This window comes from Acinetobacter sp. 1130196, from assembly GCF_000588095.1.
Classification (GTDB): Bacteria; Pseudomonadota; Gammaproteobacteria; order Pseudomonadales; family Moraxellaceae; genus Acinetobacter; species Acinetobacter nosocomialis.
Map to the genome: position 1 here is coordinate 1 of NZ_JFWX01000016.1, position 23,090 is coordinate 23,090.

17 protein-coding genes and 4 pseudogenes are annotated in these 23,090 nt (G+C 37.4%); 12 read left to right on the plus strand and 9 right to left on the minus strand.

All coding sequences use genetic code 11. The features are described from left to right. Nucleotides 1–555 (plus strand): annotated as a pseudogene (locus J671_RS0104535) (IS30-like element ISAba125 family transposase); the annotation flags it as partial. A gap of 7 nt (nucleotides 556–562) precedes the next feature. On the opposite strand, the pseudogene J671_RS0104540 reads toward J671_RS0104535, so the two are convergent. Beyond that, nucleotides 563–1,699 (minus strand): annotated as a pseudogene (locus J671_RS0104540) (AAA family ATPase); the annotation flags it as partial. A gap of 186 nt (nucleotides 1,700–1,885) precedes the next feature. On the opposite strand from J671_RS0104540, the pseudogene J671_RS13820 reads away from it, so the two are divergent. The 3 genes and pseudogenes from J671_RS13820 to J671_RS25115 all read left to right on the plus strand — a co-directional run. Then, nucleotides 1,886–2,227, plus strand: a pseudogene (locus J671_RS13820) (GNAT family N-acetyltransferase); the annotation flags it as partial. Between the two features lie 55 nt (nucleotides 2,228–2,282). Continuing rightward, nucleotides 2,283–3,233, plus strand: a complete 951-nt coding sequence (locus J671_RS13825) for an IS481 family transposase (protein ID WP_031952559.1) — start codon at nucleotides 2,283–2,285, stop codon at nucleotides 3,231–3,233. Further along, nucleotides 3,227–3,412: pseudogene (locus tag J671_RS25115) on the plus strand (GNAT family N-acetyltransferase); the annotation flags it as partial. The gene J671_RS13825 and the pseudogene J671_RS25115, both read left to right, overlap by 7 nt. 179 nt (nucleotides 3,413–3,591) lie before the next feature. Here the strand turns inward: J671_RS25115 and J671_RS13830 are convergent. The 3 genes from J671_RS13830 to J671_RS13840 form a co-directional block, all read right to left on the minus strand. Continuing rightward, nucleotides 3,592–4,632, minus strand: a complete 1,041-nt coding sequence (locus J671_RS13830) for an NAD(P)-dependent alcohol dehydrogenase (protein ID WP_004887186.1) — start codon at nucleotides 4,630–4,632, stop codon at nucleotides 3,592–3,594. A gap of 22 nt (nucleotides 4,633–4,654) precedes the next feature. Continuing rightward, nucleotides 4,655–5,413, minus strand: coding sequence for an SDR family NAD(P)-dependent oxidoreductase (locus J671_RS13835; protein ID WP_004887188.1), 759 nt, complete (start codon nucleotides 5,411–5,413; stop codon nucleotides 4,655–4,657). An 88-nt stretch (nucleotides 5,414–5,501) separates the two neighbouring features. Then, entirely contained in the window at nucleotides 5,502–6,425 is a 924-nt protein-coding gene (locus tag J671_RS13840) for an alpha/beta hydrolase (protein WP_004887191.1), read from the minus strand. Nucleotides 6,426–6,534: 109 nt separating this feature from the next. Here J671_RS13840 and J671_RS13845 point away from each other — a divergent pair, with 109 nt between their 5' ends. Beyond that, complete coding sequence (locus J671_RS13845; protein WP_004887193.1) at nucleotides 6,535–7,434, plus strand: LysR family transcriptional regulator; 900 nt, start codon at nucleotides 6,535–6,537, stop codon at nucleotides 7,432–7,434. A 50-nt stretch (nucleotides 7,435–7,484) separates the two neighbouring features. On the opposite strand, the gene J671_RS13850 is transcribed toward J671_RS13845, so the two are convergent. The 3 genes from J671_RS13850 to J671_RS13860 all read right to left on the minus strand — a co-directional run bounded on the left by J671_RS13850 (nucleotide 7,485) and on the right by J671_RS13860 (nucleotide 10,998). Beyond that, nucleotides 7,485–8,564: an HlyD family secretion protein gene (locus J671_RS13850; RefSeq protein ID WP_004887196.1), complete on the minus strand. Its 1,080-nt coding sequence runs from the start codon at nucleotides 8,562–8,564 to the stop codon at nucleotides 7,485–7,487. Nucleotides 8,565–8,577: 13 nt separating this feature from the next. Continuing rightward, nucleotides 8,578–10,212 carry an MFS transporter gene (locus tag J671_RS13855; protein WP_004887198.1) on the minus strand — a complete coding sequence of 545 codons (1,635 nt, stop codon included), beginning with the start codon at nucleotides 10,210–10,212 and terminating at the stop codon, nucleotides 8,578–8,580. Nucleotides 10,213–10,353: 141 nt separating this feature from the next. Then, a complete protein-coding gene (locus J671_RS13860) occupies nucleotides 10,354–10,998 on the minus strand; it encodes a TetR/AcrR family transcriptional regulator (protein ID WP_004708743.1) in 645 nt (214 codons plus the stop codon). Nucleotides 10,999–11,202: 204 nt separating this feature from the next. Here J671_RS13860 and J671_RS13865 point away from each other — a divergent pair, with 204 nt between their 5' ends. After that, the gene (locus J671_RS13865; RefSeq protein ID WP_006580906.1) at nucleotides 11,203–11,613 is read left to right on the plus strand and encodes a hypothetical protein; all 411 of its coding nucleotides are present in this window, start codon (nucleotides 11,203–11,205) and stop codon (nucleotides 11,611–11,613) included. 17 nt (nucleotides 11,614–11,630) lie between these two features. On the opposite strand, the gene adeS is transcribed toward J671_RS13865, so the two are convergent. Both adeS and adeR read right to left on the minus strand, forming a co-directional pair. Further along, nucleotides 11,631–12,698 (minus strand): two-component sensor histidine kinase AdeS, encoded by a 1,068-nt coding sequence (gene adeS, locus J671_RS13870; protein WP_004887202.1) that lies wholly within the window; start codon nucleotides 12,696–12,698, stop codon nucleotides 11,631–11,633. A 31-nt stretch (nucleotides 12,699–12,729) separates the two neighbouring features. Next, complete coding sequence (gene adeR / locus J671_RS13875; protein WP_004887203.1) at nucleotides 12,730–13,473, minus strand: efflux system response regulator transcription factor AdeR; 744 nt, start codon at nucleotides 13,471–13,473, stop codon at nucleotides 12,730–12,732. Nucleotides 13,474–13,618: 145 nt separating this feature from the next. Between adeR and adeA the strand changes: the two genes are divergently transcribed. The 6 genes from adeA to J671_RS13900 all read left to right on the plus strand — a co-directional run bounded on the left by adeA (nucleotide 13,619) and on the right by J671_RS13900 (nucleotide 23,034). Further along, nucleotides 13,619–14,809 (plus strand): multidrug efflux RND transporter periplasmic adaptor subunit AdeA, encoded by a 1,191-nt coding sequence (adeA, locus tag J671_RS13880; protein WP_004887204.1) that lies wholly within the window; start codon nucleotides 13,619–13,621, stop codon nucleotides 14,807–14,809. After that, nucleotides 14,806–17,916, plus strand: coding sequence for a multidrug efflux RND transporter permease subunit AdeB (adeB, locus tag J671_RS13885; RefSeq protein ID WP_004887205.1), 3,111 nt, complete (start codon nucleotides 14,806–14,808; stop codon nucleotides 17,914–17,916). The genes adeA and adeB overlap by 4 nt, the downstream gene beginning before the upstream one ends. A 79-nt stretch (nucleotides 17,917–17,995) precedes the next feature. Further along, nucleotides 17,996–19,393 carry a multidrug efflux RND transporter AdeABC outer membrane channel subunit AdeC gene (gene adeC / locus J671_RS13890; RefSeq protein ID WP_004887206.1) on the plus strand — a complete coding sequence of 466 codons (1,398 nt, stop codon included), beginning with the start codon at nucleotides 17,996–17,998 and terminating at the stop codon, nucleotides 19,391–19,393. 1,508 nt (nucleotides 19,394–20,901) lie between these two features. Then, nucleotides 20,902–21,192, plus strand: a complete 291-nt coding sequence (locus J671_RS0104545; protein ID WP_004887207.1) for a hypothetical protein — start codon at nucleotides 20,902–20,904, stop codon at nucleotides 21,190–21,192. Between the two features lie 487 nt (nucleotides 21,193–21,679). Next, the gene (locus J671_RS13895; RefSeq protein ID WP_031982638.1) at nucleotides 21,680–22,213 is read left to right on the plus strand and encodes a fimbrial protein; all 534 of its coding nucleotides are present in this window, start codon (nucleotides 21,680–21,682) and stop codon (nucleotides 22,211–22,213) included. A gap of 86 nt (nucleotides 22,214–22,299) precedes the next feature. After that, the gene (locus J671_RS13900) at nucleotides 22,300–23,034 is read left to right on the plus strand and encodes a molecular chaperone (protein ID WP_000774082.1); all 735 of its coding nucleotides are present in this window, start codon (nucleotides 22,300–22,302) and stop codon (nucleotides 23,032–23,034) included. Nucleotides 23,035–23,090: the final 56 nt, after the last annotated feature.

Here is a 23,090-nt window from a genome sequence, read left to right on the forward strand (position 1 = left end):
TCTATATTACAGGATATTAAAACTATTCATGAGCGCCCAGCCGAAGTTCAAGAAAGAAAAATACCGGGTCATTGGGAAGCTGATTTAATTAAAGGTAAAGACAATAAAAGTTCGATAGCAACACTTATTGAACGAAATACACGGCTCTGTATCTTGGCAACATTACCTGATGCAAAGGCAGAATCAGTGCGCAAGGCTTTAACTGAAGCTCTGAAATATTTACCTGCAGAACTGCGTAAAACGTTGACCTATGACCGTGGACGCGAGATGTCAGAACATAAAATACTCGAAGAAGATTTAGGCATAGATGTATATTTCTGTGACCCACATTCACCTTGGCAAAAAGGCACATGCGAAAATATGAATGGTTTAATTAGGCAATATTTACCTAAAGGGATTGATTTAAATCAGGCAGATCAGCATTATTTAAATCAAGTTGCCATGTCACTGAATACTCGTCCTAGAAAGGCGTTAGATTGGCTTACACCATTAGAGAAATTTGCTCAGCTTGTTGATTATCATATGGCTTTTGAAACTGTCGCACCTCATGTTTGAATTCGCCAGATGAGGGGCGAACTCCTAAAGATGTTAATAATTCATGGTCTTTGTCACAATTATAAATTTTGAAAGAAAACGTCTTATCATCATCTAATACTTTGATAATTTTTTGAATTGTGACTTGATCTGATTCATCTACCATATCTAACAAGTGGTTAGAATGTGTGGTAAAAAAATAGTAATGCTGTGTTTCATTTAAGTAGAAATTCATTAACTGACGCACCATTCCTGCGTGCATGTGTAGTTCAGGTTCTTCTATAAAAAAAGCATGAGTCTTATCTTTTTTAATAAAAGCCTCATAGGTCATAATGATAGCTTGTTGTAAACCATCTCCTAATTTATAAATTGGAAATTGTTCTTCATCACCAATTTTAATATGGACTACGTCATTTTCATTTCCATTCTCATCTTTACCAAACATCGGAATTAATGTAACTACATCATTATCAAAAAAATATTGACTCAATTTTTCTTCATATTTTTTGATAAGTTCACGTTGTTCAGGTTTACCAAGTAAGTGAATTTTTAATTCATAGTATAAACATTCACCGGTAATTATATTTTCAGCATTAAACCTAGACTTATCTTGAAAGTAATCCTTTTGGGCACGTTCCAGATAAGGTTGTTTATTATTTATATCTGTTACAGGTCGCATACCTCTTAAAGTAGGGATATAAAATTTATCTTGAAAAAGATCATTTATCTTTTCTATATCATCTTGACTAAAATTAATATCTTGATAATTGGCTTCCGAGCGATAATTCGTTGGTAATCTGGAAAACATTTGATCTATTTTTGAAATATAATATATAAGTTGGTTGAAATTACCTATTTTAGAGTTTGTGAAAAAAGCATCATAATATCCTTTCATTTCTATTAATTTTTCACGATGTTGAGAAAAATCGTTAATTAACATAAAATTTTTCAATCTTTTGATATTTTTTAAAATTTCAATATGTCTAAAAAAATTGCTAGGATAATCGGAAATAAATAAATTTCTAAGAAAACGGCTTTTTCCAGAATTATTTTTACCGATAAAAAAATTTAGACGCTTTATTTCAATAATTTCGCCATAGTCTTCCACATTGTCAGAAGAATATTGATCTAAATCATGCCCCCAATAGTATAATTTTTTGTTCATTTGAAAACTCTGAAATTTATAGGCTAAGTTAATTAATCATATAAATTTAGTATATAAAACTATGAAAATATTAACAATGATGAGAAAATTGCTTAATTGAAAGTTGTCTTTTCTACACATGCTAAATCTAATTAAGGATTGCGAACCATCCTAATAAATTTTTTTCAAATAACTTTGAGAAGAAATATGAAAAATATTGAAATTTTAGAAATAAATGAAATTGGCGATTATGAAGAAGGCTTATCGCTACTGTTAGAAGATTCTATTAATAGCGGAGCTTCAATCGGTTTCTTAGCTCCCGTAGAAAAGGACGATGTTTTAAATTATTGGGGTGAGGTCAACCATAAATTAGCACAAGGTAGTAGCCGTCTATGGATTGCCATTCAACAAGGAAAAATCGTAGGTAGTGTCCAATTATCCTTAGTAAGTAAAAAGAACGGCGTTCATAGAGCCGAAGTTGAAAAACTCATGGTGCTCACATCTACAAGAAAACAAGGGATAGCAACATTACTAATGAATGAACTAGATGTTTAGTCCCAGATTTTAATGGTGCAATATTCTCAGATAAATGGAAGGAAGCACTATGGGACAAGTTCTACACAGCAGCGCCACAACGACACAGGCAGTGCGTCGAGCAATACAAAATAGTCAAGAGAGCTTAAGAACGCTAGCCAAGCGTTACGGCATCAATCAAAAGACCGTCGCAAAATGGAAGAAACGTACTTCAGTAGATGATCTTACAACCGGCCCAAAGAATCCTCGCTCAAGCGTGTTATCGCCTGAAGATGAGGCGGCAATTGTTGCTTTTCGAAAACGCACTTTGTTGCCGCTAGACGATTGCCTTTATGCATTGCAGCCGAGTATTCCTTATCTGACACGCTCGTCGTTACACCGCTGCTTACAGCGGCATGGTATTTCACGACTGCCTGAGGTACAAGGTGATCGCCCTGTCAGGAAGCGCTTCAAGAGCTACCCCATTGGTTACTTTCATATCGACATCGCTGAGATGCAAACAGCACAGGGTAAGCTTTATCTCTTCGTTGCCATTGATCGCACTTCCAAGTTTGCGTTCACTGAATTGCATACTAAAGCCAGTAAGATGGCAGCCGCGGAGTTCATGCGCAATCTGGTTAAGGCTGTGCCCTATAGAATCCATACGGTGCTAACAGATAACGGCATCCAGTTCACGAACCGCACCTGTGATCGCTACGCCTCTGAGCACATCTTTGATCGGGTTTGTACTGAATGTGGCATTGAACATCGTCTTACCAAGGTTAAGCATCCATGGACCAATGGACAGGTCGAGAGGATGAACCGAACGATTAAAGAAGCTACTGTCAAACGGTTCCATTACGACGATCACACTCAGCTATGCATTCACCTTGCTGATTTTATTGCTGCATACAACTTCGGCCGCAGACTCAAAACACTCAGGGGCCTGACTCCCTACGAATTCATCTGCAAACAGTGGACAGATGAACCTGAACTTTTTAAAATTGATCCGATCCATCAAATGCCGGGACTAAACAACTAGAAAATTTTGCACGAGAAAAGGGCTTGCGATTACTTGTTTTAGATACACGTGAAGGCGATGTGTCCGAACTTTTATATAGCAAAATTGGATTTGTTCGTGTAGGTGTAATTCCAAGTTTCGCATTAAGCTCAAACGGGAACTATGACGGCACAGCCATTTATTATAAGCAGCTTGTTTAGTTGCTATAAGTATCTATAGAGCAACTCATTGATCACTTAATTTTTATATTCAAAGTCTTTTCAAATAAATATTCAGTTAAAAATTTCTAGCTGAGAGGGGTATTATCTTCAATCTTTTGCGCTGATTTTAGAAAGGAAACAACTCTCAACTAGAAAATTTAGTCAGAAACTATCTGAGTTTATAAAGTGCTCATATCAATGACAAAACGATACCGCACGTCAGAACGTTCTAGGCGCTCAAATGCCTCATTAATTTGATCCATACGAATCATTTCACAGTCAGGTAAAATATTTTGACGGGCGCAGAAATTCAACATTTCCTGAGTTTCAGCGATACCGCCAATCATAGAGCCTGCAATTCGACGGCGGCCCATAATCATTGGAACGGTAAACGGCTCTTCAAGTAACCCTAATTGCCCAACCACTACAAAAGTTCCATCAATATCTAATAATGGAATATAAGGGTTAATATCATGTTTTACCGGCACTGTATCCAAAATCACATCAAAGCCATTCAATGCTTGTTGCATGGCAGCCTCATCTGAAGTATCTAACAAATGATGGGCACCCAATTGCAAAGCATCCGCTTCTTTATTTTTTGAACGGCTAAGTACCGTGACATCTGCACCTAGGCCTACAGCAAGTTTTACTGCCATATGACCCAAACCACCAAGCCCGATAATACCTACACGAGTACCGGGGCCAACATTCCAAGTACGTAGAGGAGAATAGGTAGTAATGCCTGCACATAGTAAAGGTGCTGCACGCGAAATATCTAAACGGTCCGGAATGCTTAAAACAAAATGCTCCTTCACGACAATATGTTTGGCGTATCCACCATAGGTATTTTCACCTGTGACACGATCCTGACCATTATAGGTTTCGGTCAGGATTTCACGGCACATGTGCTCTTCACCTTTTTGACATTGATCGCACGCCATACAACTATCAATAAAAGTTCCCACGGCGACATGATCACCAATTTTGAACTTGGTCACATCTCGACCAATGGCAATTACTTTGCCAACAATTTCATGACCGGGAACCAACGGGTAGACCGCGCGTCCCCAGTCGTTTTTTGCCATATGTAAATCTGAGTGGCAGACGCCTGAATATAAAATCTCGATTGTCACGTCATCGCCATTTGATTCGCGACGTTCAAATGTGAAAGGCACAAGGGACGTGCCTTGCTCTACAGCAGCATAGCCATAAGTTTTCATCTTTAAATCTCAACTTTTGAATTTATGAGCCAAGAACTACTCGAGGGTAAATAAGATCTTTGAGATCGAAGCCATTTTGCTCATTGACAATGCCAACCACTTTGTCGCTTTGATACAGTTGGTAGGCATAATCCGCTAATTGTTCAGCGCTAATAAATGCTTCTGGACTAAATAGGTGGTCGCCATCTATGCCGCCATTAACAGAAGCTTGGCCTACAAATTCGGTTGCCGTTGCACCCGGTGCCAAGACTTTAACTCGCATTTTTTTGCCTTGAGACTGCATAGCTAAAGCTAGACCTTCGGTAAACGAGGCAACATAAAACTTGGTGGCGCAGTAGGTGACTGCAATATCAAATTGGGCGTATCCACCAATTGAAGCGGTATTGATTAAGGTTGAATCTTTGTCTGCATAATCTTTTACATACAGCAAAGATAAATCCGTCAAAGCCTTAATATTCAGGTTGATCATATCGTTGGCTTTCTCTAGGTTAACATCCCATGGAAAGCCATAATCACCAAAGCCAGCATTGTTAATGAGGACATCAATCTGGAAAGAATTTAACTTTTCATAAAGTTGTTTTGCACTGCCATCTTTACTTAAGTCGGCAGTTTCAATATGTACTTTAATGGCAGGATATTTCGATTCAATATCTTGTTTGATTTGCTCAAGTGCCTCAATGCGGCGGGCAACAATAATTAAATTAAAACCTTCAGCCGCAAATTTATAGCTCAGCGCTTTACCGATACCCGAGCTGGCACCAGTGATAAGAACAGTTTTCATAGATATATTCAGCTTATAAAGAGAGGGTGAAACACGAGGTGAAGGGAGTGGAAAGTTTCCCTGCTTGAGAAACTTTCCAATTTATGAATTAAAGATGTTTTTGAAAAAATGGAATAATTTTTTCTAAGGCTTGAGCAACAGGTTCAGGTTGATCATATAAGTCATAATGACTTGCATCTTTAACCACAAAGAGGTTTTTATCTTTAGAAGCCGCTTTGCTATATAGCTCATAACCGTCACGATATGAACCGAAGCCTCCCGGAACTCCACCAATCACAATTTGTAAGGGTTGGGTGAGTAGGTGATCTGCCAAATGAAACGCATCAAACCCAACAGCAGCCGCTAAACCTGAAAAGCGAAGTTTATTTGGTGAACCTTCTGCCTGACCGCGCGGGGTTTTGTAGTAATCTACAGCTTCTTTAATATCAATATCATGAATGCCAGCTTGTTCACGCTCTTGTTGTGAGTTTGGAATGTACTGGGTAATAAATGGTTCGGCACCACGAGCTTCCGCAGTACGCTGTGCTGCAATGGCTTCTAAAGTTTTAATGGCAGCTTCAGGTGTTTGGTCGCCTTCACGCATTAAACGACCATAGTTTGCTGCAACCACAGTTGCGACTGCTTTAAAACGGCGTTCAGTCATAGCAGCATTAACAGCATAACCGCCACCACCACATACGCCTAATACACCAATACGGTTTTCATCGACATAAGCAAGCGTTGTTAAATAGTCGGCTGCACAGCGGAAATCTTCTACACGTGTTGCAGGGTCTTCAAGGAAACGTGGTTCGCCACCGCTAGCACCTTGATACGATGCATCAAATGCTAAAGTAATAAACCCAGCTTCAGTAAGTTTTTCACCATAGATTGCGCCGGCAGTTTGTTCTTTACAGCTACTAATTGGGTGGGCGCATACAATCGCTGCATATTTTTTGTTTTCATCAAAATCTTTTGGAAAACGTATGGTTGCAGAAACATCAATATCTTTATTTTTAAAAGTTACAGTTTTCATCATTTTTCTCCAAGAGAAGAACTATCTCGATGAAACCAATATACCCCTAGTGATTCATTATGATAATCCACTATAATGAGATAGCACTTATATTGAATACTTATAAATAATGAAAGAAAATCTGAATGATTTGCATACATTTATTGTGGTTGCACAGGAGCGAAGCTTCACTCGTGCGGCTGCAAAACTTAGAACTTCACAATCAGCCATTAGCCAAACGCTCCGTAATTTAGAGGACCGAATTGGTATAAAGCTATTATCAAGAACTACCAGAAGTGTCGCACCGACAGAAGCAGGTGAATATCTGCTTAGCTTGATTCAACCTGCCATCGAAGAAATAGAACATGGCATGAATCAGCTCAGTGCTTTAAAAAATGATCCGGCAGGAACATTACGTATTAGTGCCGATGAATATGGCATCCAGACTGTTTTATGGCCCGCCGTTGAAAAAGTTATACAACAATTTCGAAAAATCTCAGTCGAAATTACCTCTGATTATGGTCTGGTCGATATTGTAGATGGTCGTTTTGATGCAGGGCTTCGAAGAGGCGGTTTGGTTTCTAAAGACATGATCGCTTTACAAATTAGTGAACCTATACAAATGCTGACAGTGGCTACCAAAGAATATTTAGAACGTTATGGTCATCCTAAGCAGCCAAAAGATTTAGTTGAACATCAATGTATCAATTTAAGGTTACCCACACATGGTGAACTCTATCGTTGGCAATTTACCAAAGGAAATAAAACGCAGAGTGTTAACGTTAACGCTAAAATTGTTTTCACAACCTTATCTCCCGTGCTTCAAGCAGTAAGAAGTGGAGTAGGCATCGCTTATCTACCTATTGATATGGTTCAGCCTTATATTGAAAGTGGTGAACTGAAAGAAACGCTAAAGGACTGGCGACATAGCTATGAACCGTATCACCTGTATTATCCGCATAGACGTGAGCAAGCGCCTTTATTAAATATCTTAATCAATGCATTAAAAGAAAATTTTAATAAGGTATAGCGCTTAATCAGATTGATCTTCTTAAGCGCACTTATTTGAAATAATAAGTATTAATTCATTACTGTGGTAATCACGGACATTCCCGGACTTAAGCGATTTAAATCTTTTTGATTTGGATCAATCGCAATTCGCACCGCAATGCGCTGTACCACCTTGGTAAAGTTTCCTGTCGCATTATCCGGTTTAATAACACTAAATTCAGAGCCGGCAGCAGGTGAAATTTCTTCTACATGACCTGTGAATTTTTGATGGCCCAACGCATCGACCGTAAAAGTAGCTTTTTGGCCAATACGCATGTTTTTCATTTGGGTTTCTTTAAAATTGGCAATCACCCAAGTCTTTTGGGGAATTAAAAAAAGCAATTGAGAACCCACTGATACATATTGTCCAACACGTGGATTGACTTCACCCAACTGTCCATCCATAGGTGCATAAATCACACTATAATTTTTAGTTGTTTTTGCCTGATCCAGTTGAGCTTGGGCATTATTAACCTCAGCCTGTAAACCGACTTTAGCCACTTGCGCCGTTTTTAAAGCCTCCTTTGCAACCGACAAATTTGCTAAAGCTTGTTTAAGAAGTGCCAAATTATTTCTTTCATTGGCAAAAGCTTTATCTTGTTCGGATTGTGAGGCAGCACCAGAGCTTCCTAATTGTGAATAACGTTTTGACTCAGCCACAGAAAGATCATATTCAGCTTGAATCTGATCCACTTTTGCTTGCGCTGAGGCAATATCGGCCTGACGCTGTGCAATAGTCTGTTGTTGATTGGCCAAATTATTTTTTGCTTGTTCAACCATTGATTGTGCCTGAACTACTTTTTGATCATAGGTTTGAGCATCAATAATCAGGAGCGGTTGACCTTTTTTGACATGATCAAAATCTTTCACTAAAACACGTTTTACATAACCATTGATTTGTGAGGATAAAATCGTGGTTTGACCTTTAATATAGCTGTTATCGGTTTGTTCACTGTTTAGAGCAAATGGCGGTAAGTGCCATGCCCTGAAAATAAACAGTACTCCGACCAGTAGTACAATTGCCATAATAATAAGGGTCGATTGCTTCGGTTTAATTAATTTGGAACTAAACTGAGCTGAAGAACCCAGTGTTTGTGCTTGTTCAGCCATTTTAATTACTCACTCATGCTTGTTTGCGTGCGCTATAACGCGTCCATAACAATGAAGTCACGCCAAAGATAAATACGAGGGTTGCCAGTAGCGCATTGATTTTGATTACGTCATTAAATGCGAGAACTTGAGCTTCACGGGTAACAACTTGATTTAAAGATTTTTGTGCATAATTCTGCTGAAAATTGGGATCGGTACTGTTTTGTCGAGCCTGATTGCTATATATCTGAAGCCGAGACTCTACCGTAGCATTGGTTGTATCTAGATTTGTGTAGATCGCATTTTGATGTAGACGAGTTTGATGTTGCTGGTAGGTTGAAAAGAAAGACGTACCGATTAACCCACCTAAGTTTTGAGTAATTCCCAATAACACCGCAAAAGTCACCACACTCCATTGGCTGTGTTGTAGTACACGGAAGTAGCCAATCAATACGAGTGGTCCCATAAAAATACCGCCTGCGCAGCCAATCAAAAACTGCGAAAGGTAGAGATTATGAGGTCGAATATCATGCGTGAGGCCAAGATCTAAACCGCAACCGATCAGAATAAGCAGTTCTGCAACCAGTAATTGCTGCATTAATAGGTGTTGTTTAAACGTTAAGATACTTGCAACGCTTCCAACGAGAACACCCAGCCCAATCATGCCGTAGAGTCCTACTAATTGTTCGGGTAATAAGCCCATCGCTTGTAAAAAATGTCCGACCGCATAGTTTTGTTCTGACATGAGAATGCGAATTGAAAAGGCACCGATCATAAACGTAAGCGTCGATTTCATGACAAGCCATTGGGTCACGATGAGCGGATGTTGGCGATGATGTTCAATCACAAGACCAATGACTAAGAGGACAAAGCCCAAAGCAAGGGCATAAGCAATCCAAGTGTTGTTAAACCACCAAACAATAGGGCCTTGAACAAGTACTGCACTGAATAAAGCTATGGCAGGAAAGATAAAAAGAAGGGGAAAAATATCGGCTTTTTCTAATACGGCAGCTCGGATACTACGCGGTAATTTGAGGCTGACCACCATTGCTAAACAGCATAGATAAAGTCCAAGTTCAAAATAGGCTAAATCTGTCCATCCTTCACCGTGGGTAATGCCGGGTGAAATCATCCATGCCAAAGGTAAACCAAACTGTTGTAGGCCTAAAATGACATAAATACCTTTCAGTGCTGACGGTTTTTTAAAAGACTGAATAACATAGTGTGCGCTCATCGAAGTCAGAGGAGCTGCGACAATACCTGCAAAAAATCGAACCGCTAAAGCCATTTCATAGCTATTTACAAGTAAATGTAAACCAATACAGATACAGCATAAAACTAAACTGATTTCAGCAAATAAACGAAGTCCAAACTGTTGCCTAATTTTAATGACATATAAATTTGCAGCAGTGTTTCCAATAACGAAAGCTGCAGGTAGCCAAGCTGCTTCACTTGGGGTAAGGCCAAATTCACCTTGAAAGAGCAAAGCATTGGAAATAATTAAACCATTTCCTAGACTTGCCGAGAGTGCGATAAATACACCAATAAACAAGTAAGCCACTCTCAGGTGATTCGGATGCTCAATTGAGGCAGGTGAGCCAATCAATGCTGGACGTTCTGTCTCCGTCCAGTTAGGCATAGGCTCTAAATATTTTGGCGTTCTTTGCATAACTGAAGCCTCTGCTTCACAAATTTAAGGCGTAAAAATCTACCGACGCATTTAAAATGCAATCGTTTAGATAAGTGAGAACGTAAAAAAGAACGAGAGCTGGGTACGCTTCGTTCTTAAGAAATGAGCATATTTCTAGGCTTATTCGAGCTTATGAAAATTTGTATGAAATAGCGCATATAAATTTGTACGGAAAAGATTATTGATATTGATTGTCTCAATATTTTGTAGCATGCCGTTATATAAGACACCCATCCATGTGGGTGCAATGAGTAATAGAGAAAACTCTTTTGTATTTACAGGCGCAATTTCTTTGCGATCTATAGCAATTTGGATTAATTTTTCAAATTCAACCAAATATGGGGAAAGGATGCGTCGAAAGTAAATTTCCTTAATATTTGGAAAATTTTCACCTTCTTTTAAGACCAATCGTGAAATGCCATCTCGGCCAGATTTTTCAACAGTACCCACAATTTTATCTAGATGTTCTAGCAAAAAAGAATAAACAGTTTGATTTTCCTGTAAATCTGTAGCCCGAATTAAACGAAGATCTTGTTGTAAGATATCTTCAATCACACCTTCAAAAAGTTCTTCTTTGGTTTTGAAATAAGAATAAATCGTACCATTGGCAATGTTTGCTTTCTTTGCAATATCGCTAACTTTGGCTTTAGCAAAACCCACCTCTGCAAAATGGATACGTGCAGCTTGAAGAATAGCTTCTTTGGTTGCTTGTGTTTTTTCGAGGCTAGGGCTACGTTTACGTTTTACAAGCTGAGGCTCAGTCATAGTTAATAAAAGTGATTATTTATTCATTTTTATTGTATTTAAAAATGAATATTAAGTCAATTTTATAAATTTATAGCGCTTAATGGTGTTTGGCTTATGCAAACCGAAGTTTTTTTAAACTGCTACAGAACACGAAACCTCTTACTTAATAAAGAAAAAAATGTATAACATTAAATGTTAAAAGACTTATTACACATCGCATCTATGAAGAAAAATACAAAACTTGATCAAGATAAGTTGTTTATTAAATTACTATTTAAGTCCTCATCGGAAGTAACCGAAGACGAGGTTGAATACTATCGAAAATATCCCGATCAAATTGATCAAGTCACAGCACCTATAAACATTCATAAAGTATTTTTGTGGACGGGTGCTTTTTTAGGAATTGTGGTGGTCGCTATAGCGAAATTCTTCAAATTTTCTGGCACATTAGATTTTTTGTCTGAAGGCGTGCTCGAGTTTGTGATAGATATTATTTATGAAACCGGCATTGCCTTAATTGGGGCAGCAGTCACAGCTTATGTGTTAGGTGTACTCTTAAACAAACAACAGGAAAACGCCACAAAGTGGCGAGAAGAAATTCGTAGAAAAATAAATGAGAGTGAAGAGTTGTAACGCTAAGGTTTTTCTCGCTAACCCATAGAAATTTTTATGGTAAAAATACTTTTTGGACCCTGACTACTGTATTCAATAGTACCTTTCATTGCCACAATAATTGCGTGTACAACAGCAAGTCCTAAGCCTGTACCACCAAACTCTTTATTTCTTGATTCTTCTAATCTAAAAAAAGGTTTAAACAAATCATCTCGGAATTCGGTTGCAATTCCCGGGCCTTCATCTTCAATTTTCAATGTCCAGTTTTGTGAATCAACTACTGAAGAAATTTTAAGTTTACCTGCATTTGAATAACGAATAGCATTGTCAATTAAAGCAATTAAAACTTGCTCTATACGACGGCGGTCACTAAAAACAGGAGTCGTTGTCAGATCTAGTTCTGGCACTAGCTTCGCTTGTTGCAAGCGATCTTCAAATGCATTGAGAACCTTTTCAAGTACCGACTTAAAGTCAAACAATTCATAATTTAATCTGAGTTGCTGGTTTTCGACCAAACTTAAAGTCCGTAGGTCTTCGACTAAGTGTGATAATCCTTCAACTTGGTTTAAAAGGCTTTTAAAAAGAACTTCATCAGGTTTAAAAACACCATCAATAATTCCCTGTAATCGACCTTGTAAAATGGTTATGGGAGTTCTTAGCTCATGGGCTATGGCAGCATTCCAAACTTGCGCATTTTTAACAGAAACTTCTAGCTTTTGAGCCATATTATTAAAGTTATATAAAAGTTCTGACATTTCAGCAGAATGAACTCGATTGTCATAAGCTCTAGCAGAGAGATCGCCTTGACTAATTTTTTTGGCTGCTTCTGCTAAGAAATTAATCGGTATAATGAAACGCTTCGCAAGATGCATACCGATCACTAAGGAAATCATACTGCCACAGAAGATTACAGTACATAACCAGATCCAATCTACGAGGTGGAAGCTTGTCCAGTCTTCTTGAATTGAGCTTAAAGTAATCCAGCCTTTTTCAAGCGCATAATTATAAACCAGATACCCCATTAAAATAGAAAATAGGGTAACACTTAAGTTAACGATACTTAATGCGATAAAAAGCTGTTTGCTAATTCCTAACTTATATTTCATAACATATTCTCTAGCTATATTTTTATATTATTTAGACATCATCTTTCACAGCTAGTGGATTATCCAGTCTATATCCCACGCCACGTACATTAATGAACATTTGAAGGATTCCTTGTTCTTCTAATTTTTTTCTCAGTTTACTGACATGGCTATCTACGGTTCGTTCTAGGGCATCGCTATCATTCATACAATGATTCATGAGTTCACCACGTGTAAAGACTTTATGTGGTTGGTCAATCATGAAGGAAATAATTTTATATTCGGTCAGCGTTAAATTAAGCAAGATTTTCTTATTCTCAGAGTGTATATAAACACTATGAGTGTCAGTATCAATTTCAATATTTTTATAGATCTTATTTTTATTAGAAGCTTTATTTGCAAATTGAGTTCTTCTTAATACTGCCTGAACTCTAGCGACCACTTCATTTGGGTTAAATGGCTTAACCACAAAGTCATCTGCACCTATGCGTAGTGCCATCACCTTATCAATATCTTGATCGAGCGCCGTTAGCATAATCACGGGAGTTTGAGCTTTTTGACGTATTTTATTTAGCACTTCCCAGCCATTTAGCTCGGGTAATTTAATATCAAGTAAAATTAAATCAATAGGTTGGCTAGCGTGCAATTCAATGGCCTGTTTTCCATTCATGGCACGAATCACACTCATTCCTTCACGTCTTAAATAATTTTCAATAATGTCGCCAATATCGTAGTCGTCTTCTACCACAAGAATAACTTTATCTTGGCAATCAAAAGAAAAAGAATGATCGAACATAGAAAATCTATCTATTAAAGCGCTTCAATCCATCATACGCTAAATTATCCGTGTTTCTCCACACTTCCTCCACACTTTAGCGATTATCCCTACACACTCATCAAAAATAATACGACCATCAAAAAACTCCCTAGGTTCGGACAGTATGCAAAAGCATCTTTTACTTCCTTTATTTTTATCTATTGGGCTTATATTACAGGGGTGTGATTCAAAAGAAGCAACTCAACCTGAGCCACCGCCGGCTAAAGTCAGTGTATTAAGTATTCAACCGCAATCGGTAAACTTTAGTGAAAATCTTCCTGCACGGGTACATGCGTTCCGTACGGCTGAGATCCGTCCACAAGTGGGAGGCATCATTGAAAAGGTTTTATTTAAACAGGGTAGTGAAGTTAGAGCAGGGCAAGCTTTATATAAAATTAATTCAGAAACTTTTGAGGCAGATGTAAATAGTAATCGGGCTTCGTTAAATAAGGCTGAAGCAGAGGTTGCGAGGCTCAAAGTTCAGCTAGAACGTTATGAGCAGCTCTTACCAAGTAATGCAATTAGTAAGCAAGAAGTAAGTAATGCCCAAGCTCAATATCGTCAAGCTTTAGCTGATGTCGCTCAAATGAAAGCAGTATTGACTCGACAAAACTTGAATCTGCAATATGCAACAGTTCGAGCGCCTATTTCCGGCCGGATTGGACAATCTTTTGTTACTGAAGGTGCATTGGTTGGTCAAGGTGATACCAATACCATGGCAACCATCCAGCAAATTGATAAAGTCTATGTTGATGTAAAGCAATCAATTAGTGAATATGAGCGTTTACAAGCTGCTTTGCAAAGCGGTGAGCTATCAGCAAATAGTGACAAAACCGTTCGTATTACTAACAGTCATGGGCAGCCTTATAACGTAACAGCAAAGATATTATTTGAAGATATTAATGTTGATCCTGAAACGGGCGATGTTACGTTCCGTATAGAGGTAAATAATACTGAACGAAAATTACTTCCTGGCATGTATGTGCGCGTCAATATTGACCGTGCTTCTATTCCTCAAGCGTTATTGGTTCCGGCACAAGCGATCCAACGTAATATTAATGGTGAGCCGCAGGTATATGTTATTAACGCTAAAGGCACAGCGGAAATTCGTCCTATCGAAATTGGACAACAATATGAGCAATATTACATTGCCAACAAAGGCTTGAAAATTGGCGATAAAGTTGTTGTTGAAGGCATTGAACGCATTAAGCCAAATCAAAAATTGGCAATGGCTGTATGGAAAGCCCCAGCCGTTGTAAATGACGCTCCAAGTATAGAAAAGAAAGCTTCTACAACTGAAGGAGCTCAATCATGATGTCACAATTTTTTATTCGTCGTCCTGTTTTTGCATGGGTTATCGCGATCTTTATTATTATATTTGGATTGCTAAGTATTCCTAAATTACCAATCGCGCGCTTTCCAAGTGTAGCTCCGCCACAAGTAAATATTAGTGCGGTTTATCCGGGTGCTACAGCTAAAACTATTAACGATAGTGTCGTCACCTTAATTGAGCGCGAATTATCGGGTGTAAAAAATCTACTCTACTATAGTGCGACAACAGATACCTCCGGTACAGCAGAGATTACTGCTACGTTTAAACCGGGCACGGATGTCGAGATGGCTCAGGTCGACGTTCAAAATAAAATCAAGGCTGTAGAAGCTCGTTTACCGCAGATTGTGCGTCAGCAAGGTTTACAGGTGGAAGCTTCATCGTCCGGATTTTTAATGCTGGTCGGGATTAACTCTCCAAATAATCAATATTCCGAAGTTGATTTAAGTGATTACCTTGTTCGTAATGTTGTAGAAGAGCTAAAACGTGTCGAAGGTGTAGGGAAGGTTCAATCTTTTGGTGCCGAGAAAGCTATGCGTATTTGGGTCGACCCAAATAAGTTAGTTTCTTACGGTTTATCAATTAGTGATGTGAATAATGCAATTCGAGAAAACAACGTCGAAATTGCACCCGGTCGACTTGGTGATTTACCCGCTGAGAAAGGGCAACTCATTACTATTCCACTGTCTGCACAAGGGCAATTGTCTAGTGTCGAGCAATTTAAAAATATCAGTTTAAAAAGTAAAACTAACGGTAGCGTTATCAAGTTATCTGATGTTGCAAATGTTGAAATCGGTTCCCAAGCCTACAACTTTGCTATTTTGGAAAATGGTAAACCTGCGACTGCGGCAGCAATTCAGTTAAGTCCCGGTGCGAATGCCGTGAAAACTGCCGAAGGTGTTCGAGCAAAAATTGAAGAGCTAAAGTTAAATTTACCAGAAGGCATGGAGTTTAGTATTCCTTACGACACCGCGCCGTTTGTTAAAATTTCAATTGAGAAAGTAATTCATACATTACTTGAAGCCATGGTTCTGGTTTTCATTGTGATGTATTTATTTTTGCACAATGTCCGCTATACGCTTATTCCAGCAATTGTGGCACCTATTGCCTTACTCGGTACTTTTACCGTAATGCTACTTGCCGGTTTTTCAATTAACGTACTCACCATGTTCGGTATGGTGCTTGCCATCGGGATTATTGTCGACGATGCGATTGTCGTGGTTGAAAACGTAGAAAGGATTATGGCGACTGAGGGATTAAATCCTAAAGAAGCAACATCTAAAGCAATGAAAGAGATTACCAGCCCGATTATTGGTATTACACTGGTATTGGCAGCAGTATTTTTACCAATGGCATTTGCGAGTGGTTCTGTAGGGGTTATCTATAAACAGTTTACCTTGACCATGTCGGTGTCTATTTTATTTTCAGCGCTATTGGCACTCATTTTAACACCGGCACTTTGCGCTACGATTCTAAAACCAATTGATGGGCATCATCAGAAGAAAGGCTTCTTTGCATGGTTTGACCGCAGCTTCGATAAAGTCACTAAAAAGTATGAGTTGATGCTGCTTAAAATCATCAAACATACTGTGCCAATGATGGTGATCTTTTTAGTGATTACCGGTATTACCTTTGCCGGAATGAAATATTGGCCAACTGCATTTATGCCAGAGGAAGATCAGGGCTGGTTCATGACTTCATTTCAATTACCTTCAGATGCAACTACGGAACGTACCCGAAATGTAGTCAATCAATTTGAATATAATTTGAAAGATAACCCCGATGTAAAAAGTAATACCACTATTTTAGGTTGGGGCTTTAGTGGTGCAGGACAAAACGTAGCGGTGGCTTTTACTACCCTTAAAGACTTTAAAGAACGAACTGGTACGGCATCAGAAATGACGAACGCCGTGAATACCTCGATGGCAAATAGTACGGAAGGTGAGACCATGGCTGTATTGCCACCTGCTATTGATGAGTTAGGTACTTTTTCTGGTTTCAGTTTACGTTTACAAGACCGTGCTAACTTAGGTATGCCAGCTTTATTGGCTGCTCAAGATGAACTTATGGCAATGGCAGCCAAGAATAAAAAGTTCTATATGGTTTGGAATGAGGGGTTGCCACAAGGTGACAATATTTCTTTAAAAATTGACCGTGAAAAGCTGAGTGCACTTGGTGTTAAGTTTTCTGATGTTTCAGACATCATTTCTACATCAATGGGTTCAATGTATATCAATGACTTTCCTAATCAAGGACGCATGCAACAAGTCATTGTACAAGTTGAGGCCAAATCACGTATGCAATTGAAAGATATATTGAATCTGAAAGTCATGGGTTCAAGCGGTCAATTAGTATCTTTATCTGAAGTTGTGACGCCACAATGGAATAAAGCACCGCAACAATATAACCGTTACAACGGACGTCCATCTTTGAGTATTGCCGGTATTCCGAACTTCGATACTTCATCGGGTGAGGCAATGCGTGAAATGGAACAATTGATTGCGAAATTACCGAAAGGTATTGGTTATGAATGGACGGGTATTTCTTTACAGGAAAAACAGTCTGAATCTCAAATGGCCTTTTTACTTGGTTTATCCATGTTAGTTGTTTTCCTTGTATTGGCTGCACTCTATGAGAGCTGGGCAATTCCACTTTCTGTGATGCTGGTTGTGCCACTCGGTATTTTCGGCGCAATTATTGCCATTATGTCTAGAGGCTTAATGAATGATGTGTTCTTCAAAATTGGACTCATTACCATTATTGGTTTATCGGCAAAAAATGCAATTTTGATTGTTGAATTTGCAAAAATGCTGAAAGAAGAAGGCATGAGTTTGATTGAAGCCACTGTTGCAGCAGCTAAACTTCGATTACGTCCAATTTTGATGACTTCTCTTGCGTTTACCTGTGGTGTAATTCCTTTGGTGATTGCTTCTGGTGCAAGTTCGGAAACTCAACATGCTTTGGGTACAGGAGTTTTTGGCGGCATGATTTCAGCAACCATTCTGGCTATTTTCTTTGTTCCCGTATTCTTTATCTTCATTCTGGGTGCAGTAGAAAAGCTATTTTCCTCTAAGAAAAAAATCTCTTCCTAAATTCAATGCATCAGAGGGAATACTAAATTTCCTCTGATCTACACAGCTACTCAACTCATTTTGTTATTTGGAGAATACTATGTCGAAATCGGCAACTGTATCTCGTGGACTCGTTATTTCTACACTCTCAATTGCACTCGTTGCATGTGTCAATATGCAAGCTCCACAACCTGCAATTACATCTCATATTCCACACAACTTTTCTCAAAATACTTCTGGAAAAACGATTGCTGAACAAAGTTATAAAGAGTTTATTTCTAATCCGAAATTAGCACAGGTTATTGAAATAACTTTAAATAACAACCGTGATTTACGTACTGCCACATTCAATATTGAACGTGTACAGCAAGAATACCAAATCACAAAAAATAGCCAGTTACCCACCATTGGTGTAATGGGAGGTGCAGCAAGACAAGTTGATCCGTCTATTAATCCTAATAACCCAGCTTCTACATTTCAGGTTGGTTTAGGAATGACCGCATATGAACTAGACTTTTGGGGACGTGTGCAAAATTTAAAAGATGCGGCATTAAATAATTATCTAGCAACACAAAGTGCTAAAGAAGCAGTTCAAATTAGTTTAATCAGCAATGTCACGCAAGCTTGGTTAAACTATGCTTTTGCTCAAGCTAATTTAAATCTTGCAGAGCAGACTCTAAAAACACAACTCGATTCTTATCATCTTAATAAAAAGCGTTTTGAAGTTGGTATTGATAGTGAAGTTCCGTTAAAACAGGCACAAATTTCGGTTGAAACAGCACGAAATGATGTGGCCACGTATAAGACTCAGATTCAACAGGCAAAAAATTTACTGGATTTGCTAGCAGGTCATCCTGTTCCGCAAAATTTACTTCCTGATCATACAATTCAAAATATTACCTTTGAGAAAACCTTTGCAGCCGGTTTACCAAGTGATTTATTAAATCATCGTCCAGATCTTAAAGCTGCCGAATATGAGTTACGTGCTGCCGGAGCGAATATTGGTGCTGCCAAGGCACGCATGTTCCCGACCATCAGCCTGACAGGTTCGACGGGTTATGCATCGTCTGAACTGAAAGATTTATTTAAAACAGGCAATTTTGCATGGTCGATTGGACCTAGTGTTGATCTACCAATTTTTGATTGGGGAACACGAAAAGCTAATATTAAAATTGCAGAAACTGACCAGAAAATTGCATTGGCTAAATATGAAAAAGCTATTCAATCGGCATTCCGTGAAGTCAATGATGCTTTGGCTACGCATGCACATATCGGAGAAAGGTTAGATGCACAACGTCGCTTAGTCTCTGCGACTGATGCAACCTATAAACTCTCCATGGCACGTTATAGAGCAGGCGTTGATAGCTATTTTACGGTTTTAGATGCGCAGCGTTCTGCCTATGCAGCACAACAAGGCTTACTTGCGCTTGAACAGATGAAATTCAATAACCAAATCGAAATATATAAAGCTTTAGGAGGAGGAATATCTAAAAGCTAACTAGTTGTGGTCTAAAAAATAAGCTGATATAGAGATTCCTGATCAGCTTATTTTTACTTTAGATGATTAAATTTTGCTATGACATCATATATTCAGCGCTTAAGTTCATATGAACTATTAGGTTAAATTTAAGCAATAGCTGTACACACGTACTATATCAGTTTTTCCAGGCGTGTAAAGAGATTTTTAAAAATTTATTATTAAATTTCAATGTAGTACAAAGATTTAGTATTTTAAGCTTTAGCGTGGGCAGGCTAAGAATTTTGAGACTAAAAGGTGATTTAGAAAAAGAAATTTGTATAGCAGCCAGTAGCCATAATACGGCTCGTAAATTTAGAATTTAGTAAGGTAGCTCGGCTCACTAGGGGAAATATAAAAGTGTAATTACATTTTGTAGAAAGCTGCCAGAACTATTTTGGCTAAGATTAGAAATAGGGTTAGCCAGTTTAAGTCTTTAAGAGTGGCACGGCTTGGTAAGTTGCTTGAGCAACAGATACCAAGCTAAAAATTTACTGTAGTAAAGAATAAACGGCGTAGCAGTAATGTAGAGTAGCCAGAGTCATATATATGGTAGGTTTTCAGATATTCTATTTAACATAATATACATTATACGAACTGTTGTGTAATTTACACCTAGGTCTTTGATCCTCCTTATTTTTATACACTGGTGCTGTGCTTTGCTTAGCCAACAATGAAATTTTTGGCTAAAGTCTGATAAAAATATTATGTCTTATCTTTCACGCTCCATTTTAGCTATTGCACTACATCCTAGAAAGCATGGCATTTTTATAAATTATTTCTTTACTTTTTTAAGCTTCATTGTGCATTAACGCCAAAACTGTGATTTAACTAAAAATTCAAAATTTGAATTAAATTACAGATATGAAACTTAATTGTTAATTGAATAACCAAATTTAGGCAGCTTTCTTCTCTACAACTGTAAAATAATTTTCTTATATCTAAATGCTACTTATTTAAAATTAAATTACCTAGATTTCAGCAAAGTTACAACTTGCCTCATACAATGAGAGTTTATTTAATTGTGCTAAACAACTCTACTTACTGTTTAAAATGTATTCAATATTGTTCTTATTAACTTAAAGCTTTTATATTTTAATTTATATAAATCACCACAAATTAGAGTTAAAGATCTAATTACATAATTGTTTTTTAGTAAAATATATTATTTTATTAAATAATATAAATTTTTAAATCATCGAGTTTTTTAATTTTTTTAAAAAAATAAGAATATTTTAAATTAAAGCATTCATTATCAGTAATTTAATTTTATACAAACTAAGATTCATTATTTGTTTAAAATGTGATTTTATTATCATTTTTAGCAAAATAGCTATAAAGCAATAACTATTTATATAAATAAAATAATTAGTGAGATATGCGTCACATGTTATTTATTATTTTTTTATTAAAATGAATTTTCATATTGTTTTTAAATAAAAATTATTGTATCTCTTATATTAACTATTTAATAAATAGGTATATATAAAATGAAAAATAATATATTTAAAATTGTAGTTTTGGCGGTACTTTCCACTTCCCCACTATTTTGTTATGCGAATAACACAATAATGATTAAAGGAAATATTGTTGAAGATACTTGTTCTACAGTAAATATTGAAAAAGAATGCGCTCAAATCAATTCTTTGAATACAACTATTGATACTCAATATTTAAACAAAGATAATGTATTCAACTTAGCGCGACATACTGAAAAAATGGATACGAGTATTGAAACTATAAGTGCTAATAAAAAAGTAGTGCTTGTTAACTATCATTGAAATGAACGAGCTTTCAACATCAACTCAGTCTTAACTCTTTACGGTTACTTGAGTATGAATGGCCTTATAAGAGTGAATTTTTGACTTTATAGTGCAATACTTAGCTAGAGTTAACAATTCGCTCTTATTTGCTTAATAAATGATAAATTTTTCACGTTTTTTCATGCATAAAGATAAATTGTTCTATATAATTACTTCATTAAATTTTTCTTAAAATAATTTTCTTTAATTGTATTTTTCTTTTGCAATTATTCTTAATAGAACTTCTATCAAATATTTCATATTTAAAAACAAAATCTTAACTCAAAAAGAGCATTTGTCATGTTTACTCTAAATTCATGGTATTTTTTCTTATTCTTTAAAAAATATGTGATCTAGTTTGCATTTTGTTTAAAAAAATGTTAGTATCGCCGCATTACTTTTCAAGATGTCAACCTCTGGAAAAGTAACAGATTAAACTTTTATCCAGACTTTTTGAGAAAACACTATGAAAAAACTTGCTTTTATCGCTGCTCTTTCAGTTGTAGGGATTGCGAACGCTCAAGCTGCTGATGGTACAATTACAATTAATGGTTTAGTTACAGACAAAACTTGTGACATCGTTACACCTGCTGGTAAAGATTTCACAGTTACTCTTCCAACTGTTTCTAAACAAACTTTAGCAGCTGCTGGTAACGTTGCTGGTCGTACTCCTTTCCAGATCAAATTAGCTAACTGTTCAGAAGGTAAAGTTGCGACTTACTTCGAACCAGGTGCAACGGTTGACTTCAATACTGGTCGTTTACTTAACCAAGACGCTACTGGTGCTAAAAACGTTAACGTTCAACTTTTAGGTAGCAACAACCAAGTAATTCCAGTTCTTGCTGCTGGTGCAAATGGCGCTCAAGCAAACTCTCAATGGGTTGACGTTGCAGCAGCTGGTAGTGCAGACCTTAACTACTATGCTGAATACTATGCAACTGGCGCTTCTACTGCTGGTAAAGTCAACACTTCTGTTCAATACACAATTATCTATCAATAATTGATGGATGATAGGGTTTCTATATCCGTATAGAAGCCCTATTTTGTGTAACGCTTTCCCGAACTTCCTTGGCTGAGAATCCTGAAATGAAATTGAACAGTTATAATTTTTTGTTAGGTTTGGCATTTGCTTCAGCGGTAGCCGCCCCTGCCTCTCATGCAGAAATTGTAATTCATGGCACTCGTGTAATTTATCCATCAGATGCCCGAGAAGTTACGCTACAAGTTAGCAATAACGGTTCAAAACCAGCACTTGTCCAAGCTTGGATTGATGAAGGCGACCCAAAAAGTACTCCGGATCAATCAAAAGTTCCTTTTATGATTGCTCCTCCAATTTCTCGTGTTGAAGCAACAAAAAGTCAGACTTTTCGTATTACTGCTCTACCCACTGCTTCTCAGTTAAATCAGAAGCAAGAAACTGTCTTATGGTTAAATGTTTTGGATATTCCTCCAAGACCTACCTCAAAGGGCTCAGATGCGACACCTGATAATTTTCTGCAATTAGCAATTCGTTCACGTATTAAATTCTTCTATCGTCCAGCTTCGATTAAAGATGATGCGAACTTAGCGGCAGATAAGCTTCAATGGGTTAAATCTGGTCAAAACTTAACGGTAAAAAATCCAACACCTTTTCATATCACCATGACTTCTGTTTATCAGAAAGTCGGCGATAAAAAAGTAGATTTATTACCTGAAGGGCTAATGGTTAAGCCTTTTTCTGATGCATCCATTCAGCTTAAGAATGGCAATCTTCAGGATATGAGTTTTATTAATGTGAATGACTACGGTGGCCGAGTCGAACACTCAATAAAACTTCAATAATCAGATTTATATTTTTTAATAAATTTTAAGCACCTATTATGTGAGTAGGCGGACTT

Excerpts from the sequence above, each read along its gene's own strand:
- J671_RS13825 (WP_031952559.1), top strand. The coding sequence starts at position 2,283 with ATGGGACAAGTTCTACACAGCAGCGCCACAACGACACAGGCAGTGCGT.
- J671_RS13840 (WP_004887191.1), bottom strand. The coding sequence starts at position 6,425 with ATGAAAACTGTAACTTTTAAAAATAAAGATATTGATGTTTCTGCAACC.
- J671_RS13850 (WP_004887196.1), bottom strand. The coding sequence starts at position 8,564 with ATGGCTGAACAAGCACAAACACTGGGTTCTTCAGCTCAGTTTAGTTCC.
- J671_RS13900 (WP_000774082.1), top strand. The coding sequence starts at position 22,300 with ATGAAATTGAACAGTTATAATTTTTTGTTAGGTTTGGCATTTGCTTCA.
- J671_RS13855 (WP_004887198.1), bottom strand. The coding sequence starts at position 10,212 with ATGCAAAGAACGCCAAAATATTTAGAGCCTATGCCTAACTGGACGGAG.
- J671_RS13835 (WP_004887188.1), bottom strand. The coding sequence starts at position 5,413 with ATGAAAACTGTTCTTATCACTGGTGCCAGCTCGGGTATCGGTAAAGCG.
- J671_RS13860 (WP_004708743.1), bottom strand. The coding sequence starts at position 10,998 with ATGACTGAGCCTCAGCTTGTAAAACGTAAACGTAGCCCTAGCCTCGAA.
- adeS (WP_004887202.1), bottom strand. The coding sequence starts at position 12,698 with ATGAAATATAAGTTAGGAATTAGCAAACAGCTTTTTATCGCATTAAGT.
- J671_RS13895 (WP_031982638.1), top strand. The coding sequence starts at position 21,680 with ATGAAAAAACTTGCTTTTATCGCTGCTCTTTCAGTTGTAGGGATTGCG.
- adeA (WP_004887204.1), top strand. The coding sequence starts at position 13,619 with ATGCAAAAGCATCTTTTACTTCCTTTATTTTTATCTATTGGGCTTATA.
- J671_RS0104545 (WP_004887207.1), top strand. The coding sequence starts at position 20,902 with ATGAAAAATAATATATTTAAAATTGTAGTTTTGGCGGTACTTTCCACT.
- J671_RS13865 (WP_006580906.1), top strand. The coding sequence starts at position 11,203 with ATGAAGAAAAATACAAAACTTGATCAAGATAAGTTGTTTATTAAATTA.
- J671_RS13845 (WP_004887193.1), top strand. The coding sequence starts at position 6,535 with ATGAAAGAAAATCTGAATGATTTGCATACATTTATTGTGGTTGCACAG.
- adeC (WP_004887206.1), top strand. The coding sequence starts at position 17,996 with ATGTCGAAATCGGCAACTGTATCTCGTGGACTCGTTATTTCTACACTC.
- adeR (WP_004887203.1), bottom strand. The coding sequence starts at position 13,473 with ATGTTCGATCATTCTTTTTCTTTTGATTGCCAAGATAAAGTTATTCTT.
- adeB (WP_004887205.1), top strand. The coding sequence starts at position 14,806 with ATGATGTCACAATTTTTTATTCGTCGTCCTGTTTTTGCATGGGTTATC.
- J671_RS13830 (WP_004887186.1), bottom strand. The coding sequence starts at position 4,632 with ATGAAAACTTATGGCTATGCTGCTGTAGAGCAAGGCACGTCCCTTGTG.